Below are 17,335 nucleotides of genomic sequence, written 5' to 3' on the forward strand. Positions count from 1 at the left end.
ACTTCGGCCAGCAGTGGTTTGGGGGAGGTTGGAAGCGGTGTGGGGAGAGGAGTGCTGGGTAACGTATTCGGGGTAGTTCTAGATTATTGGCACACATGAGCAAGTCCTCCATCTCGCTTTATTATTTGATTATGTGGTAGGTCTTTCTTGAACTTCGATAGTACCTCCACTGTCAACGACGATCTCAGCTGTACCGGCCAAGACCGGATTTAGGAATCTTGAGGCCTTTTCGCTGGCGACCAGCCTGTACAGACCGCCCACCACAGGTTGTTGATCTGGTTCTGGTGGTGCTGGCTCAAATCCAAGGTCGGTCAAGACACCTACCACTTGCGATTGAATCTGCGTACTCATCTGGTTATCTCCTAGAGCAATAGCACAATTCACAAACCACGATTTACAGAGTTTCGCGGTCACTCTATCACCTAGGACCGGAAAAACTCCTCGGGGTTCGTCAAAAAGTTCGGCTGGAACTCACCGAAGCAAATGAGAACCGATGATGCACTGAAGAGGATCAACAAAGTACACCCGAGCAAAAGACGTTTTGGGTAATCCTACGTAAAGGACAATGGGCAGACGTCCATTCCCCACGCAATGAGTGTGGAAAGTGAGCCTACAACTCAATATGACTGCGTTCGGTTGAACGCGAGTAACATTCATCCGCAGCGAGCGGGTACCCCGTCTGGAATCGGTAGAAACTCCTCGCCTTCGCAGGGTCGAAAGTCGACCGGCCAACACGCCCGCATTCGACAGAGAAGGCGATTCTGGGTAGGAGCCTCCAAGTTAACCCGTTCCACCTCCAGGTTAACTATGTCGGTATCGCATTTCCCGAAAAGGGACTTCACATCACGAGCAAGATAGCGTGGAACATATCCTATCATCGCACTCGAGTGTTCCGTGCGAACTGCAACAGCGTTTCGATCCGACGGATTTTGGACATCTAGCATCATGTATAACCGGTCCCCGGTCCTTAAAGTCTCTAATCGCTCTACCGCTGAATGATCCATCCACCGAATCCCATGCAGGAAGAATCGGTTTAGATAACATCCTTCACTATCCGGGGTAGGACATGGAAAAACTTCTACGGCGTCAGTTTTGCGGATACCCTCAGTAACACCAAGCACCACAATCGGCTCGGGCGGTTGCGAAGGATCGAAACCACTCCAGCGCAAGTACTCTTCGTATTCGGGCCGCGATGCTGGCAGTAGTCGATTGGCGAAGATGGGAAACAGGCTTTCAGACTCATAAACCTGATCAAGGTCCTTCATTCCGGCAAATGGCTGGAACTCTTCTCGTTGAGCGCCACGAGTGTAACAGAACCGATATAGTCCATCGCTGTGGATCAAACGCCCAACGGGCCTCCAACCACTGCTCGCTTTTTCAGGACGCCAAGCAACAAAAAGAGCCTTCATGGATTTAACGCTCCCTCTAAACGTTTCTGATTCTCAATGAGAAGTCCAAGCGTGAATTCCTGGCCGATTTCAGACAATCTGGACTTGGGCACTCGAGCAATAATATTCCACAGTTCTTCTTGGGATACAGCCAACATTCGATGCACCCAAGCCTGAGCTGCCCTAGGTGCTAACGCTGCGAACGACCGAGCTGCATCAATCGTGGACAGAGGCTTCTTATCAGCCCCAGAACTATAAAATGCTGACCGACCGCGTTTTACGAATGAAGCAATAGTTCGATTGCGGTCTTTGGTTGACAGTCGCTCACGCCGCTCATCGTCTAAAATGTTTCTAGCAAGTGCAGCACCATGGTCGAACGTGGGAGCTAATCGGTAGAGAGGCCCAACGATCGCGCCCCAATTCTCGTGATGCCTGTCTTGATTGGCTATCCACGCGTCGAGAAGAACGTAGCCGCAAAACGAATCCAATGCGGATTCCACCTCTAAGGGTTGATTGACCGCCCAGCTGTCATCGACGGGCTGAAGGTGGGATAGTGCACTCTCCACCGCCTTAATCGTGTGTTGGCTCACTTTCCATCGTTGCTCGGATGGATATGAGGGATCGAGCGATAAAAGCATCTGGTTGCCCAGAACCAGCGACCTTGGTGGTGGTGCCATGTTCTCGCAAATCACACCAGGCAGTACCGGTTTCTCTCCATCGTACTCCGTTGCCAAATCGTAGTGAACATGCGGCATTCCGATGAGCTTGCATAGCTCGCAGGCAATAACTTCAGCCCAGTCCTCACCAGTGCCCCGATCGTCCGCCTTAAAAAGCAGGCGTTTTTGTCCATCCCGAAACCAAAATTTCGGCTTGCTGCCCAGCGACTCCAACTGGTCGCGGCGACTTCGATCGACACGGGTGGTTGGATATTCGCCCAAACTTCAACATCCGATAGGTTACTGGCGAATTGGGCACCCGATGGTCTTCCTAAAGGCGGCGTAGAAACCGATTGTACGCACGCGGTTCTCTATAATCATAACAATGCAGCGATCAAACCGCAGCAAATTCCTATCTCTGTCGATTGCGCACTCCCCCAAACTTCTTGGCTGCTCCTCTTCTCAGAGAATAGCAGGCGAATATTGGGGCCTCCGAAGAAGCCCACACGGCATGGAGCCGAGTTTCGTTCGCCAGCTACTGTAAGTATCGGTCAAAGATACCAGACAATCAACTGCGGCTTCAGTTCGCTACCCCCTGCCAAGACGGCACCCCTCGCCCCCGCGGAGCATCAGCCCAGCAAGCGGCGCATTCTTCTTCGGTGGTGGTAAGTTCCTACTTTTCGGCCACTTACGCCAAAGTACCGGTTTGGCGGGCGGGGTGCCTTCGGTCGAGTAATCACGCTTCCCCCTCCCCCCACTCCCCCGGTCGCCGCTGACCCTTCCTGATCAACAACCAAGCCAGCATCGAAATCCACGCCACCAGGCAGACCGCGAGAAAGCGTTCGATGGCGCCGTCGATCGACGTGGGGGCGGCGAACATGAAAATCGGCGAGCCCACCAGCCACACCGCCGCGAACACGAAACTCGCCGTGCGGTAGCCGCGGCCCACGGGGCGTAGTTCGAGGCCCAGCGTCACAGCGGCCACGGCCACCACGACGTACAGAATGTAGACGCACGCCAGGTGGATATCGACGCCGAAACCATCGAAGCCCTTGTACTCGTCGTACTCGGCGATCACCAAGACGGTAATCGCGGTCAGCACCAGGGCGACCACACCGATCCGCCAGCGGATGCCGCCCCACTGCCAGACCAATAGCCCGATGGCGGTCGCTATTACGCCGGCGGCAAACACGTCGAGCCCCACGTCCTGCACCCAACCATACTCGCCGACAGCCAGCTTGCTGATCGTTTCGCTGATCGGGTTGTGGTCCTCGACCACAACACAGCCGACGAAGTCGGACAGTAGCACCACCACCGAGCCCAGCACGGCCACCCAGCCAAACAGGCTGGTCCAGAGCGGCCGTGAGAGCCTGGGCTGTTTGGATCCGGGGAGTTTCATGGTGTTGTGCCGGGTGGGAAGAACGCCAAGCGCCAAAAGCAGCTCGACGTGGCAATAGTGGCTGGACCCAGCAAGTGTAGGCGTAGGACCGGCTGGGGAAATCTGCCAATTTGACATCTCCGCGGCCCCGAACTCGTGGCTGCTGCCCCCCCGGTCCGGTCAAACTGACAGTCGGGGCTTTTTTGTCGGTGGCGGTAAGTTGCCTACTTAAAAGCACTTACGCCAATTGGACAGTTTGGCGCGCGGGTTGCATTCAACGACCGGTCCGGGACCGCCCTGCGCGCGGGGAGTGATTTGGCGGACACTGAGTCGTTTCCACCCCTGACGCAGCTGGCCTCACCCGAGCTCGATTCGTTGAGCAATTGGCCAGGGGGCGCGGGATAAGAAGACATCCATAGTCCGAAAGACACACACAGTCCGAATTCTTGCGAATCCGGCTACGACTTCACCAAAGAAACTTTACAGGAGCAAACTCACATGGCTGCAACCGCAACCAAGAAGAAGGGCAAGTGCAAGCTGCAACCGCTGGGCGACAAAGTGGTCGTGTCGCGGGACGAGAGTGAAGACGTCACCGCCGGTGGCATCGTGCTGCCCGACAGTGCCAAGGACAAGCCCAGCCGCGGCACCATTGTGGCCGTCGGTACTGGCAAGACCCTGGACGACGGCACTCGTGGCGAGATGCAGGTCAAAGTGGGCGATCGCGTGCTGTTCACCAGCTACGCCCCCGAGACGATCGAGATCGACGACGAAGAAGTGCTGCTGATGAGCGAAGGCGACATCCTGGCAGTGATTGAATAGGGACGAGGAGCGAGGGGTGAGGGGCGAGGGAATCTGAAGTTCGATTTCCTCGCCCCTCGATCCTATCCCCTCGCCCCTGCGCTGCTTAGTCGCACAACTAAATACAACTACAAACTGTTCCAATACACACAGGAGTTAACCCGATGGCCAAAATGATCGCTTTCGATCAAGAAGCCCGTGAGGCGATGCGGCGGGGCGTGCAGAAGCTCGCTCGTGCCGTAAAAGTGACGCTCGGCCCTAAAGGCCGCAACGTGATTCTTCAGAAGAGCTTCGGCTCGCCCACCGTCACCAAGGACGGCGTGAGCGTGGCCAAGGAAATTGAACTGGAGGACACCTACGAGAACATGGGTGCCCAGATGGTGAAGGAAGTCGCCAGCAAGACTTCCGACGTGGCCGGCGACGGCACCACCACCGCCACCGTGCTGGCCGAAGCGATCTTCAACGAAGGTCTGAAGGCCGTGGTGGCTGGCGTGAACCCGATTCAGATGAAGCAGGGTATCGAGAAGGCCGTGGCCGACGTGACCGAGCAGCTCAAGAAGATGAGCATCAAGGTCAAGAGCACCGAAGAGATGGCTCAGGTTGGCACCGTGGCGTCGAACGGCGACGCCGAGATCGGCGACATGCTGGCCAAGGCGATGGAGAAGGTCGGCAAGGACGGTGTGATCACCGTCGACGAAGGCAAGTCGCTCGCCACCGAGGTGGAATGGGTCGAGGGCATGCAGTTCGACCGCGGCTACCTGTCGCCTTACTTCGTGACCGATCCTCAGGGCATGGAAGCAGTGCTGGAAGACTGCTACATCCTGATTCACGAGAAGAAGATTTCGAGCGTCAAAGACCTGGTGCCCGTGCTCGAGGCCGTGGTGAACAGTGGCAAGCCGCTGCTGATCATCGCCGAAGACATCGACGGCGAAGCCCTGGCCACCCTGGTGATCAACAAGCTTCGCGGCACGTTCAATGTCGTGGCGGTGAAGGCCCCCGGCTTTGGCGATCGTCGCAAGGCCATGATGGAAGACATCGCCGTGCTTACCGGTGGTCAGGCGATCTTCGAAGACCTGGGCATCAAGCTCGAGGGCATTGGCCTGGCTGAGCTCGGCCGGGCGAAGAAGGTGATTGTCGACAAGGACAACACCACCATCATCGAAGGCGCTGGTAAGAGCGGTCAGATCAAGGGCCGCATCGACCAGATCCGTGCCGAGATCGACAACACTTCGAGCGATTACGATCGTGAGAAGCTGGAAGAGCGGCTGGCGAAGCTGTCCGGTGGCGTGGCCAAGGTGAACGTTGGCGCCGCGACCGAAAGCGAGATGAAGGAGAAGAAGGCCCGCGTCGAGGACGCCCTGCACGCCACCCGCGCTGCAGTGGAAGAAGGCATCCTGCCGGGCGGTGGTGTCGCTTTGGTCCGCTGTGCGGCCAAGGTTTCGCCCGCTGACCTGACGCACGATCAGGAAGTTGGCTACAACATCGTCCTGCGTGCGGCCCGTTCGCCGCTGACCTCGATTGCTGGCAACGCCGGCAAAGACGGTGGTGTGGTGTGCGAGAAGGTGGCCGGCGAGAAGGGCAACATGGGCTACAACGCCGCGACCGACAAGTACGAGGATCTGGTGAAGAGTGGTGTGATCGACCCCGTAAAGGTCACCCGCACCGCCCTGCAGAACGCGGCCAGCGTGGCAACGCTGCTGTTGACCTCGGACGCCTTGATTGCCGATGCTCCGAAGAAGGGCAAGGCCGCTGGTGCCCCCGGCATGGACGACATGTATTGATGAAGGCTGTCGGCTGTAAGCTATAGGCTGTCGGCTGACAAAATCGAATCCACTCGCTCACTACGGTGAGTGGTTCACCATAGAAGACCCCGGTGGAGTGAATGCTCCACCGGGGTTTTTTCGTTCTGTTATACTGCCAGCGTGCTTGTTCTTCACTACAGGAGGTCTCCCATGTCGGTCGCGCGCTGCAGTATGGTTGCCTTGGTCGTTGCTCTGTTACTCGCTCCAAGGACTCAAGCTCAGGGAGATCCGCTCGCCACACTTCGTCCCGAGCATCCTCGGCTGTTGATCACGGCCGACGACTTCGAGCAGCTATCGGAACGTCGGGCGAGTGATCCGGAACTCGATGCCATGCTCAGTCAAATTGTGGAAGCGGCCGACAGCTCATTGGACGCGCCGCTGCTCGAGCGAAAGATGACGGGACGACGCCTGCTGAGCATCTCGCGCCAGGCCCGCGATCGCATCACCCAATGGGCGATGGCTTACCGTTTGACCGGTGACGAACGATTCGCCAAGCGGGCCGAAGAGGAGATGCTGAACGTCTGCGAATTCTCCGACTGGAACCCCAGTCACTTTCTGGATGTCGGCGAAATGGCGGCGGCCGTGGGGCTGGGATACGACTGGCTGTACGACCAGCTGCCCGCAGATTCGCGGCAGCGGATTCGCGAAGGGCTGCGCGACAAGGCCGTGGCGCTGATCGAGAACGACTACTGGTGGCAGCGGACCACGAACAACTGGAATTCGGTGTGCTATGGCGGGATGGCCATCGGAGCGCTGGCCATCGCCGAGGACGAGCCCGAGCTCGCCCGACGGGTGGTGGAGATGGCGGTCGCCAACAACCCTCGTGCGCTGAGAGAGTACGAACCCGATGGCGTCTACCCCGAAGGGCCCGGCTACTGGAACTACGGCACCACCTACCAGGTGCTGTTGATCGACACGTTGCGTACTGCGCTCGGCGACGACCTGGGGCTGTGCACCCCAGCGCTCGAGTCGAGCGGTGCGTTCGTCGCTCACGCGACTGGACCGACGGGCAAGACATTCAATTTCTCTGATGGTGGCGACCGTGTAGGCGCGCCGACCGCACTGTTCTGGATCGCCAACGAGGCGAACACCCCCGCCTGGGCGAAGGCAACGGCGCGGCTCACCTCCTCTCGCAAACGCAAGCGCTCGTCGGCGTTCGATCCGCTGTGGAGGTCCCCCTCGCCGGAAAGCGGCGAACCGCTTGCGCTGAGTTGGCGGGGGCGGGGGCATCAGCCGGTGGCCATGTTCCGCACCTCGTGGACCGACCCCAATGCAATGTTCCTCGCCGCCAAGGGCGGCCGGGCCTCGACCAACCATGGCCACATGGACGCCGGGTCGTTCATCTTCGAAGCCGATGGAGTGCGGTGGGCGGTCGACCTGGGCGGGGTGAACTACAACACTTACGAGCAAAAAGGCATCAACATCTGGGACCGCAAGCAAGGTGGTGAGCGGTGGAAGATGTACCGCTACGGCAATTGGACGCACAACACGCTGACCGTGAACGATAAAGAGCACAACGTCGACGGATTCGCCGAGTTGACGAACTACGCCCCCCTGATCGAGGACCGTGGCGAGCTGGAAGTCGACCTATCGAAGGTGCTGCCCGACGTGCAGCAGGCTTCGCGGCAGTTCGTGTTCGATGCAGCCAACCGGCAGGTCACCATCAACGATCAGCTCGAAGGCGTGAAACCGGGCGCGGAGATCCGTTGGACCTTGGTCACGCGGGCCAAGGTAGACATCGACGGCAACCATGTCACGCTCGCGCAAGACGGTAAGCAACTGGCCGTGACGCTCGACAGCAAAACATCTGGGTCATGGACTGCCACGCCTTACGATCCGCCGGAAGGCTTCTTTGGCGAGCCGCTCAAAGGCGTGACCGTGCTGACGTGGAATGCCGAGGCGCCAGAAAGCGGTGCGTGCGAGATGACGGTCACCTTGAAGCCGGCGTCTTAGCACTGTCAGCCTATTGATCCACGCACGCCTTAGTCGGCGGCCGGTGGCTCGGCGTTGTACTCGCCCCGCTTGTCGGCCGGCGGCAGATGGTCCTGCAGCTTGAACTCGGGTCGCGGTTTCGAGTTGACGTACGTGGCAATGTCGAGCGCCTGCTGGTCGGTCAGGTACGGATCGCCCAGTGGCATGGCGACCTTCAACCAACTGGCCAGCTTGGGAACACGCGAAAGCCCGGCGCCATGGTTGTACGACTTCGCCCCCCACACCGGCGGGCCATCGTCAGAGCCTTCGCCTGCGTCGCCGTGGCAGTAGGCGCACTCGTTGGCGTACAGTTCGCGGCCGCGGGTAAGATCGCCGGTCGTCATGTCGATGTCGAGCGTCGGCACGTGCTTGGGCCCGAGCGGCTTTTCGTGATTCATCTTCATCGCTTGCCCTTGCGACAGCGAGGCGATGTAGGCCGTCATGGCCACGGACACCTTGCTGCCGTTGGGGGGACGCGTGCCGTTCATGCTCCGCATGAAACAATTGAGCACACGGTCTTCCAACGTGATCACCCGCTGCTCGCGAGGCGACCAGGCGGGATAGGCCGTGGCAACGCCGATGAACGAAGCGGCCTGCGGATCGGTACCGGCTTCCAAGTGACAGGAAGTGCAAGCCAGATCGTTGCCCACGTATTGCTTCGACAAGGGATGCGTGCCCGTGTGCAACACGATCTCACGTCCCAGGGCGATCACCTTGTCAAGTTCGGTCTCGGTCGACGCCTCCGCATCGGTTGCGGTCGACGGTTCGGCATTCGAGAGGTGCATCGACAGCATGACGGCGGCCAGCGAAAGCACGGCCACCACGGCCAGAAATCGATACTGCTGGTTCATGTTCGTCTAAACTCCGAGGGGATCCACGACGCGCGGCGCGCTGGTAACCGCTATCAATAATGTACCCCGCAGCGGCGCGAAATGGGGACCAACCCCCTCGGCGTTTCGGGTGTCCGCGGCGGGCGTCTCTTGCTGGCGCGGTGCCAATCGATTGAGTCACCACTTCAAGGCCGGCGCAACGGTCCGTTCGGCACTGGCAGTGCTGGCGATGCACTTGCCCCCAGCGTCGGGCGTGCGGCCAACAGCATGCCACGCCTCGAACTTTCGTCGCGTTTCGGTTCATAATTCGATCCACCTGGCAGACTAGGCGTATTACATGATTGTCGTCACCATTCTGCAGTTTGCTTTCTCTCGGGAGTTAGAATTGATGCGTACGTTGTTCGCCGGATGCCTGGTTGTGCTTCTCAGCTTCGCCACGAGGGGGGCGGCCGAAGCGGAGACTGGCCCCGAAGCAGAGACTGGCCCTGATACCCAGTTCACGCCGGGCGAGCAGGAGCTGGCGACGCTGCTCACCGAGTATAGCCGGACGCTCTCGTCGTATTGGCGGCAGGCTCAGAAGTTCGAGACGCGCGAAGCCCTCCAGGCGGCGCTGGCGGAGGGAGAGGTCGACGATCCGCATGCCGAATTCATCCCGCGTCTGCTGGAATTCGAAGCGTCGCACCGCGGACAGAACAAAGGGCTGCTTGCGCTGCAAGAGATCTTCCTGAGTGCTGGAGGGAGCAGAGACGACGACACGCCGGCGGCCGTTGGTCGCCGGCAAGCGCTGAGCAGACTGTCCTCCTACACCAACGAACCGCTGCTGCCGATTGTCGTCGCTCGGTCGTTCGGTGGGATATACGAACCCCTGGCTTACGAGACGGCCCAGGCGCTGATCGAGTCGGAATCGCTGCCCGCAGATTCGCGTGACTGGATACGATGCCGAGTCGCCACGAACGATCTCGAGTTGCAACAGCTGCACAAAAGTATGACGACGCGCATTGCCGAACTGGAAGACGGCGCCGAACCGTACTGGCCGAACGAGCTCGAGTTGAGACAAAATACCCTCAAGCATGTCCCTCCGGCGGAGGAGCTGGCTCCTCGGGCGGAAGCGGCAATTGCCACGCTCGAGCAACTGGCGGCCGATCCGCAGTCGCCTCGACGACGCCGGGCAGAGCCCGTGAACAACAGCCGGCAGATCTTCCGGCTTGTCGATGATCCGGAGGGGCAACGACTGGCCGACTACGCAGCGGCGCTGCTGTTCAAACAGCGTCACCTGAAGGTCGGCAAGGTCATCCCCGAATTGGAGGTAACGCTGCTTGATGGCACCCCGTGGCGGATGGCCGACCAACGTGGCAAGGCGGTGATCGTGCAGTTTTCGTTCACTGGCTGCGGCCCGTGCGCCGAGTTGTACCCTCACCTGGCCAGGCTCGACCAGGAGTATGGCGACCGTCTCGAGGTGCTCACCATCTTGGCCGACAAAACGCCCGATGCCGCGCGTAAGGGCGTGGCCGACGGCAAGCTGTCGTGGAACATCGCCCTGGACGGCAAACCAGGAAAGTTCGTCCAGCAGTGGTCGATTACAGGCTTTCCCACGATCTACGTCGTTGGCCCCGACGGCATCATCGCCATGGAAAGCGTTGGTGTCCGCGTCGAGATGTTGGAAAAAGCCATCGCCGAGTTGCTGGCGTCGCCGGCCGGATAGGTTGCAGGCCAGAGCTCAGCCGAGTTTCGGCTGCCCATTCGAGGCGCTCAAACCACCATCCACCGGCAGCACCACGCCGTTGACGAAGCGGGCATCGTGGCTGGCGAGGAAGGCGATCACGTCGGCCACTTCCGCCGGCTCGGCGGGGCGTTGCATGGGGATGCGATCTTTGAATTTCTGCATCACCTGGTCGTCGCTGGTGACCCCTTCGGCCATCTCCGTGTCGGTCAGGCTCGGGGCCACGGCGTTGACACGGATGTTCCTGGCAGCCAGATCCAGTGCCAGGGCGCGGGTCACGTTGCTCACCGCGCCTTTGGTGGCGTTATAGGCGAACAAGCCCCAGTCGCCGCCCAGGCCAGATACCGAGGAGACGTTTACCACCGCCCCGCCCGACCGTTCCAGGTACGGTAGCGCGCTCTTGATGGTCAGGAACACGCCCCCTGCGTTGATGGCCATCTGCTTGTTCCAGTCGTCGTACGATACCTGGTCGATGTGTCCCATCACCAGGGTGGCCGCGTTGTTCACCAGCACGTCGATCCTGTCAAACTTGTCGACCGTCGCGGCGATCAACCGCTCGACATCCTGCTCCGAGGAAACGTCGCCCGGTTGTACGAGCACGTCCTCCGGCTTGCCGATGGCGTCGGCCACCGTTTGCAGCTTCGATTCGGTGCGGCCGTTCAGCACCACCTTGCATCCATCGGCGGCGAAACGCTAGGCGGTCGCTGCGCCAATTCCTGAACCGGCCCCCGTAACAATGACAACTCGTGCTGCGGACATGATTCACCTCTTTCCGTTCTCGTGTTCTGCGGACCGCCCGGCCAATCTGTGATGATGCACTGTTCGCCGGAGGTCGTCGCGGGTCAAGTTGAGCCCGTTTTCTCGGCGAAATGCACCGCAGCAAGCACCAGCGGCCTGCGGCCACCTGCAGCCAGACACCTCGCTGCAAACCCTCCCCCCTCAGAGGAAGCAACCAGCAGGCGGATCGTTTAAACTAACCAGCATGGCTTGAGACCCCAACTTGCGGAGGTGGACCGTGGTCGTACGAAGATGGATGCTGCTGGTTGCTGTTCTAATGTCGCTGGTCGGCGAGCGGGCGGTGGCGGACGCTCCTCCAGCGGAGTGCTCGATCGCGGCGGTCGACCTGGAGTGCGAGCACCTGATCGATCCGCTGGGCATCGACGTGGTCCGGCCGCAACTATCGTGGCGCATTGCAGCGACTGAGCCCCAGCGGCGAGCGCTGCGTCAGACGGCCTACCAGATTCTGGTGGCCAGCCGTGCGGAGGACCTCGATCGCAACGCCGCCGATCTATGGGACTCGGGCAAGCAAGAAACACAAAGCACTCAGCACATCGAATACAACGGGGCACCACTCGAGCCCGGCATGGCGTGCTACTGGAAAGTGAAGGTATGGGACCAAGAGGATGTGGCCAGCGACTGGAGCCAACCCGCCCAGTGGACCATGGGCCCGACGGCCGGCGGCGAGTGGACCGCCCCGTGGATCGGCGCCGCGGAGGCCAAGCCCGAGAGTGGCAACGCCTGGGACCCGTGGTTTCGCAAGCGGCTCACGATCGATGGCGATGTGCAACGGGCGGAGCTGCAGGTCGCTTCGGTCGGTTATCACGAGCTGTACGTCAACGGACAACGCATCTCCGACACGGTGCTCGCCCCGGCGGTGAGCAACCATCGCAAGCGGGCGCGGTACGTGACGTACGACATCGCCCCCGCGCTGCAGCCCGGCGAGAACGTCATCGCCCTGTGGCTGGGGACCGGCTGGTCGATCTACCCAGCCTATCAAACCGACGACAAACCCGCTCAGCCGATCGTGTCGGCCGAGGGAAGCATCGAGCTTGCTGGCCAGCCAGCGGTCGACGTCCGCACGGACGAAACCTGGCTCACGCACCCCAGCTCCAACAAACTGATCGGCACGTGGAAGTTTCGCGACTTTGGTGGCGAACTGCAAGACACCACGCGCGAGGTGCCGAACTGGAACCAGCTGGACTTCGACGACACCGCCTGGCAACCAGCGACCGTGTACAGGCCGAAGCTTGCTATTTCGGCCGAGATGGTCGAGCCGAATCGCGTGATCGAGTCGATCGAACCGGTGGAAGTGGTCGAGGTGAACGAGGGGGAGTACCGCGTTGATATGGGTCGGAACTTTGTGGGGCTCATCGAAGTGGACGTCGAGGCCCCGCCCGGTGGCAGCGTCGAGATCCTCTCGTCCGAAATGCTGGAAAGCCCCTGCACATGGAGCCTGCGTAACACGCTGGTCGTTGGCCCCAGTGGCCAGGGCACCTTCCGCAGCCGGTTTAACTATCACAGCGGGCGATGGCTCACCATCCGCGGCGTCAGCCGCAAGCCGGAACTGTCCGACGTGCGGGGCTACCTGGTGCGCAGCGACTTTGGCCGCACTGGGCAGTTTGAATCGTCCAACGAGCTGCTCAACGACATCTACGACACGACCCTGTGGACGCTCGAAAACCTGGCGCTCGGCGGCTACCTGGTCGACTGTCCGCAGCGCGAGCGGATGGGTTACGGCGGCGACGGTCACGCCACGATCAACACGGCACTTACCAACTACGACGCGGCCGCGTTCTACACCAAGTGGAACCAGGACTGGCACGACGTGCAGTACGACAGCGGCTACCTGCCCTACACCGCGCCCACCTATTGGGGCGGTGGCGGTCCCGGGTGGAGCGGCTTCTGCGTGGTTCTGCCATGGGAAACGTTCCGCCAGTACGGCGACCGTCGCATCCTGGAGCAAAGCTGGCCCACCATCGAGCGGTGGCTCGGCTTCCTCGAAGCGCATTCCGAAGACGACATGCTCGTTCGCTGGAAGTCGCAAGGCGATGGCATTGCCGACCAGTGGGCCTTTCTGAGCGACTGGCTGTGGCCCGGCGCCGACGGCACCAATAGCGGCACGCGCGAGACGCTGATGTTCAACAACGCCTACTGGCTGTACAACCTGAAGCTCGCCGCGGCCATCGCCGACGAGCTGGGCAAGTCCGACGAAGCCGCGGCGCTCCGCCAGCGAGCAAGCACCATTCGCGACGCTGTGCATGCCGAGTTCTACGATGCCGACGACCACAGCTACGCCGGCGGCATGCAAGCACACATGGCGCTCGCGCTGCTCGCGGATTTGCCTCCCGAAGCCGAACGACCGCTGGTGATGGACCGGTTGGAACGCGAGATTGCCGAGGTCCGCGACGGGCACATTCACGCCGGCATCACGGGGGGTGCGATGTTGTTCAAGCTGTTGATGCGCGAGCAACGCGACGACCTGATTGCCACGATGGCCACCCAGACCGACTTTCCCAGCTGGGGCTACATGCTGGACAACGGCGCCACGACCATTTGGGAATGCTGGGAACCCGAGTCCGGCCGCCCGGGACATTCAAAGCTGCACAGTTCGTACCTGTACGTGGGCGCTTGGCCCATCATGGGCCTGGCCGGCATCCGCCCGGGCGAAGAGCCGGGCTTCGCTGCGTTCGAGATCCGCCCTGGGATCATCGACGGGCTCCACTGGGTGAAGGCGAGCTACGACGCGCCGACCGGTCACATCGAATCGTCATGGCGAAAGCAAGATGGCGAGGTGGAACTCACCGTCGTGGTGCCGCCCAACACCACGGCGACGCTGCACTTGCCCACCAGCCGAAAGATCACCGAGAGCGGCAAAGCACTCGACCAGGCCGAGGGCCTCACGAACGTTCGCCGCTCAGAAGAAACCACGCTGCTGGACGTCGCCTCGGGGACGTACGAGTTCCGCTGGCCAGTGGATTGAGCCCGCCATCTAAGCGAGCGGACGCCGCCGGGCGTCCGGCAGCGAGCACCGCCCCGCCCCTGCAGCAACCATGACCGACACTGCCACCCGCGACCAACACAACGCCTATCGCAGGTCGCTCGTGGTATCGGTACTGTTCTTGGCGGTGCTATTCGTGCTGCTGAACTTGCAGCCGTTTCGATGGTATTCTTGCCCTACGTTTGTAGATGACGGATTGGACTATCGTCATGGTGTCCCGTTTACTTACATGACACGTGACCTTCGGGTACGTGGCGCCGGATTTAGTTGGCATCATGGCCCATGGCCTCTTCAGGATCCAACGTCACTCTGCAGTCAGTTCAATGGCTGGATGCTGGTGCTAGATATCAGCATGGCCGCAGGTGCGATTCTGCTGGTTGGGCGAAGCTTGGCGAGATTGCTCGTAGGATTCCCACCCAGGCTCACGCGTTGCTGCCTGACTTTGCTCATCGCCATGGTGGCCTGCTGGCTAGTCATTATTGCCGATTCTCTGGTGGCCATTGCGAGGAGTGACCTGCTGTTTCCACCTCAACACCAGCCAATTACGAACGCGTGGCTTTCGGATATAGTGCTACTCATTGCTCCAGCAATTCTCTATCCCGTGATCGTCTGCTGGACATTCGTGGAACTTGTCCATTGGGCGATCCTGCCTGGAGCTTGGGCAACTCCACGTCCATTACTGGTTGCGCTGAACACTATTCTTGTCGGACTGTTTCTAGCTTACTCTGTTGGTGAGTGGGGAGACTTCGCTGAGCCGGTCGAGATTCTCACCTGGGCTGGCCTGGTCGTCACGCTGGGTCTTTTGGCTATAAAGCTCGGCCTATGGCTTCACCGTACCCGAGAATTGCCAGCACGCGCAAATGAGCAACACCGGAGGTTCTTCGGATTGAGCTTTACCTCTTGGCTATGGACCGTGGTGATGGCTTGCACCATCGGCACGTTCTCCTTGTTGGATGTGTCTTCCAACACCAACGAGTACGGCTGGCCCTGGATCCATTTCCAAAATCACCGGCTGGTAGAAACCTCAATCGACTACTGGACGCTCAATGGCTGGAAAAGTGGCACTCTACAATGGCCCCTGCTGGCGGCGAACATCGCCGTGCTGCTGTGGATCGCCGCTGGCACCGCAGTGGCCGTGCAAGCGATGGTAAGTATTCGGCGGGCGCGGTTGAAGTTCGGCATCCGCAATCTCATATCGATCACGACAGCGATTGCCGTGTTGATGGCGTTCTGGGAACCGGCGGGGCGTTCGATTAACTGGCCCAACTGGTTCGTCGAATTCATGGCCGGCCTGGGGCTTGGCTGTGCGGGCTTCCTGCTGGCACGGGTGCCGGCACTGTTGTGGGAGAGGTTCGCCGTGCGAAAGGAAGAACAGCTGGCGGCGCCAACGGAGTGAATTTCGCACCACGCTATTCCAACTCCACGCCCCACTGCTCCTCTACCCATTCCGGCACCACCTGGAAACTCGCCCGGCCGTCGGCCCAGCGGATGGTCGACCTGCGTTTGGCGGCCGGTGTACACAGGTAGTCGGCGTGGGGCTCGACACCCACACGGCCCAGGTCCAAACGATCGGCGTCCCAGCAGGTTTGCACGGTGACATCCAGGTGGGTTCGCTCGTCCGTGTGGCCGGCGCAGGCTTCGTACAGCAGGTCGAAGTCGTCGTCGGCCAGGTGGAACAACTCGCCGAGCAGCGAGTGGGCAAGCTCCGCCCCACGAAGCCCGTGCCCTGGATCGTGGTGCTCGTTCAACCGCCGAGAATCGTGAAACACGGCGAACAGGCCGACCACCTCGCGCCGCGCGCCGGTCTCGCCGGCCAGTCGCATGCCGTTGTCGTACACCCGCGCCCAGTGGGCAACACCATGCGGGCCGTCGATAGGCAAGGCATAGCCTTCGAGTATTGCGGAGAGGATGGAGCGATAGTTCGGCATTTTGGAGCGTTTTCAGAAGTTGGTGTGCTGGTTTGGCGCCGTGGTGTTGGTCCGATGCGCGAAGGCCGAAGCAGGCGAATTGCTATCCGTCGGTGCAGGCCGACAAAGCAGCGGGCCGACACAACAAGCCAAACCGGAACACCAAAGATGAAAGCGCTCTGGTTCCGGTTGCACGGCGGTCTTGTCGAAGTCCCACCAACGAACGCTGATCTCGAGTCTCGAATTACTGCGACCGTGAAAGCGTGACACTTGCCGCCGGCATGGAAGCTCCTAGAGTCCCAACAGCAGAAAAATTTCGACCATCCCGCAGCGCGTCGCGTTTCAGCTTCGGCCGCGCACGTTTCCTGCGTGATGCCTACTTCCACCATTCGAGCCACCAGATCATCCATGTTCCGACGCAGCGACTACCTGATCACAACCAGCGCCGCCCTGGCGTTTTTGCTTTCCAACTATCTTTGGTTCACCGGCAACAAAGAAGCTGGTTTGTATGTCGGCATCTGGGTCCCATCGTTAATCGCTGCTGGAGTCTATCTCAAACTGGTTCTACATCGAGGTGTTCGATGAGCGACTTCTACATATTCCTTGTGGGTTTGTTCGTATCGATCATGTGGCTGCTGTTTGCTGGCTCGACCATCTACGAGTTTCGCAAGATGTAGTGATGGCAGTCGACAGTATCTGCAACGAAACAAATCGCGTTCTACGATTGCTCCGAGTACTGCGTCGCCTGGTCGACGTTGTCGTAGATGCTGAACACCAGGTGCAGGCGGCAGGCTTGCATGGCTTCGCGGGGATGCGGCAACAGCCCGCACAGGCGGAGTTCGCCGCCGGCCATCGACGCCCGTTTCAGCACCCGGACCAGGGCGCCCATCATGCTGCTACCCATGAACGTGACTTGGTGCAGCTCGACAATCATGCGGGGCGGTCGCCAGTCGGCCACGACGTCCCACACGGCTCCGGCCAGCAGATAGGCATCGCCGGTCACGTCGCCAGCGGGCACCAGCTCAACGACTTGCCAGCCGCTGCGTTCGTACAGATTTGCCTGCCAATCGTCGGTGAGCCGTTTCTGTCCTTCCATACCCGACACAG

General features: G+C 60.4%; 14 protein-coding genes and 1 pseudogene. 7 read left to right on the forward strand and 8 right to left on the reverse strand.

What is annotated here, in order from left to right:
* Positions 1-129: 129 nt before the first annotated feature.
* The 4 genes from NG895_RS14255 to NG895_RS14265 all read right to left on the reverse strand — a co-directional run bounded on the left by NG895_RS14255 (position 130) and on the right by NG895_RS14265 (position 3,443).
* Positions 130-351, reverse strand: a complete 222-nt coding sequence (locus NG895_RS14255) for a hypothetical protein (protein ID WP_252853182.1) — start codon at positions 349-351, stop codon at positions 130-132.
* Between the two features lie 302 nt (positions 352-653).
* A complete protein-coding gene (locus NG895_RS30900) occupies positions 654-1,409 on the reverse strand; it encodes an HIRAN domain-containing protein (RefSeq protein ID WP_425267232.1) in 756 nt (251 codons plus the stop codon).
* Entirely contained in the window at positions 1,406-2,326 is a 921-nt protein-coding gene (locus NG895_RS14260) for a HipA domain-containing protein (protein ID WP_252853183.1), read from the reverse strand. The genes NG895_RS30900 and NG895_RS14260 overlap by 4 nt, the downstream gene beginning before the upstream one ends.
* A 454-nt stretch (positions 2,327-2,780) precedes the next feature.
* The gene (locus NG895_RS14265) at positions 2,781-3,443 is read right to left on the reverse strand and encodes a DUF998 domain-containing protein (protein ID WP_252853184.1); all 663 of its coding nucleotides are present in this window, start codon (positions 3,441-3,443) and stop codon (positions 2,781-2,783) included.
* 477 nt (positions 3,444-3,920) lie between these two features.
* Here NG895_RS14265 and NG895_RS14270 point away from each other — a divergent pair, with 477 nt between their 5' ends.
* The 3 genes from NG895_RS14270 to NG895_RS14280 all read left to right on the forward strand — a co-directional run bounded on the left by NG895_RS14270 (position 3,921) and on the right by NG895_RS14280 (position 7,975).
* Positions 3,921-4,241 (forward strand): co-chaperone GroES, encoded by a 321-nt coding sequence (locus tag NG895_RS14270; RefSeq protein WP_252853185.1) that lies wholly within the window; start codon positions 3,921-3,923, stop codon positions 4,239-4,241.
* Positions 4,242-4,384: 143 nt separating this feature from the next.
* Complete coding sequence (gene groL, locus NG895_RS14275; RefSeq protein ID WP_252853186.1) at positions 4,385-6,001, forward strand: chaperonin GroEL; 1,617 nt, start codon at positions 4,385-4,387, stop codon at positions 5,999-6,001.
* A 171-nt stretch (positions 6,002-6,172) separates the two neighbouring features.
* Positions 6,173-7,975, forward strand: coding sequence for a heparinase II/III domain-containing protein (locus NG895_RS14280; protein WP_252853187.1), 1,803 nt, complete (start codon positions 6,173-6,175; stop codon positions 7,973-7,975).
* 29 nt (positions 7,976-8,004) lie between these two features.
* Here NG895_RS14280 and NG895_RS14285 read toward each other — a convergent pair whose 3' ends face one another.
* Positions 8,005-8,844 (reverse strand): c-type cytochrome, encoded by an 840-nt coding sequence (locus NG895_RS14285; RefSeq protein WP_341871458.1) that lies wholly within the window; start codon positions 8,842-8,844, stop codon positions 8,005-8,007.
* A 367-nt stretch (positions 8,845-9,211) separates the two neighbouring features.
* Here NG895_RS14285 and NG895_RS14290 point away from each other — a divergent pair, with 367 nt between their 5' ends.
* The gene (locus NG895_RS14290) at positions 9,212-10,525 is read left to right on the forward strand and encodes a TlpA family protein disulfide reductase (RefSeq protein WP_252853188.1); all 1,314 of its coding nucleotides are present in this window, start codon (positions 9,212-9,214) and stop codon (positions 10,523-10,525) included.
* A 15-nt stretch (positions 10,526-10,540) separates the two neighbouring features.
* Here the strand turns inward: NG895_RS14290 and budC are convergent.
* A pseudogene (budC, locus tag NG895_RS14295) lies at positions 10,541-11,224 on the reverse strand (meso-2,3-butanediol dehydrogenase); the annotation flags it as partial.
* A 334-nt stretch (positions 11,225-11,558) separates the two neighbouring features.
* Here budC and NG895_RS14300 point away from each other — a divergent pair.
* The gene (locus NG895_RS14300) at positions 11,559-14,303 is read left to right on the forward strand and encodes a family 78 glycoside hydrolase catalytic domain (RefSeq protein WP_252853190.1); all 2,745 of its coding nucleotides are present in this window, start codon (positions 11,559-11,561) and stop codon (positions 14,301-14,303) included.
* A 70-nt stretch (positions 14,304-14,373) separates the two neighbouring features.
* Positions 14,374-15,717 carry a hypothetical protein gene (locus NG895_RS14305; protein ID WP_252853191.1) on the forward strand — a complete coding sequence of 448 codons (1,344 nt, stop codon included), beginning with the start codon at positions 14,374-14,376 and terminating at the stop codon, positions 15,715-15,717.
* Positions 15,718-15,730: 13 nt separating this feature from the next.
* On the opposite strand, the gene NG895_RS14310 is transcribed toward NG895_RS14305, so the two are convergent.
* Positions 15,731-16,249 (reverse strand): HD domain-containing protein, encoded by a 519-nt coding sequence (locus tag NG895_RS14310; RefSeq protein WP_252853192.1) that lies wholly within the window; start codon positions 16,247-16,249, stop codon positions 15,731-15,733.
* A gap of 387 nt (positions 16,250-16,636) precedes the next feature.
* Between NG895_RS14310 and NG895_RS14315 the strand changes: the two genes are divergently transcribed.
* Positions 16,637-16,813, forward strand: a complete 177-nt coding sequence (locus tag NG895_RS14315; protein WP_252853193.1) for a hypothetical protein — start codon at positions 16,637-16,639, stop codon at positions 16,811-16,813.
* Positions 16,814-16,946: 133 nt separating this feature from the next.
* Here NG895_RS14315 and NG895_RS14320 read toward each other — a convergent pair whose 3' ends face one another.
* Positions 16,947-17,324: an STAS domain-containing protein gene (locus NG895_RS14320; RefSeq protein ID WP_252853194.1), complete on the reverse strand. Its 378-nt coding sequence runs from the start codon at positions 17,322-17,324 to the stop codon at positions 16,947-16,949.
* Positions 17,325-17,335 lie beyond the last annotated feature (11 nt).

This window comes from Aeoliella straminimaris (assembly GCF_024054565.1).
In the GTDB taxonomy this organism is placed as follows: Bacteria; Planctomycetota; Planctomycetia; order Pirellulales; family Lacipirellulaceae; genus Aeoliella; species Aeoliella straminimaris.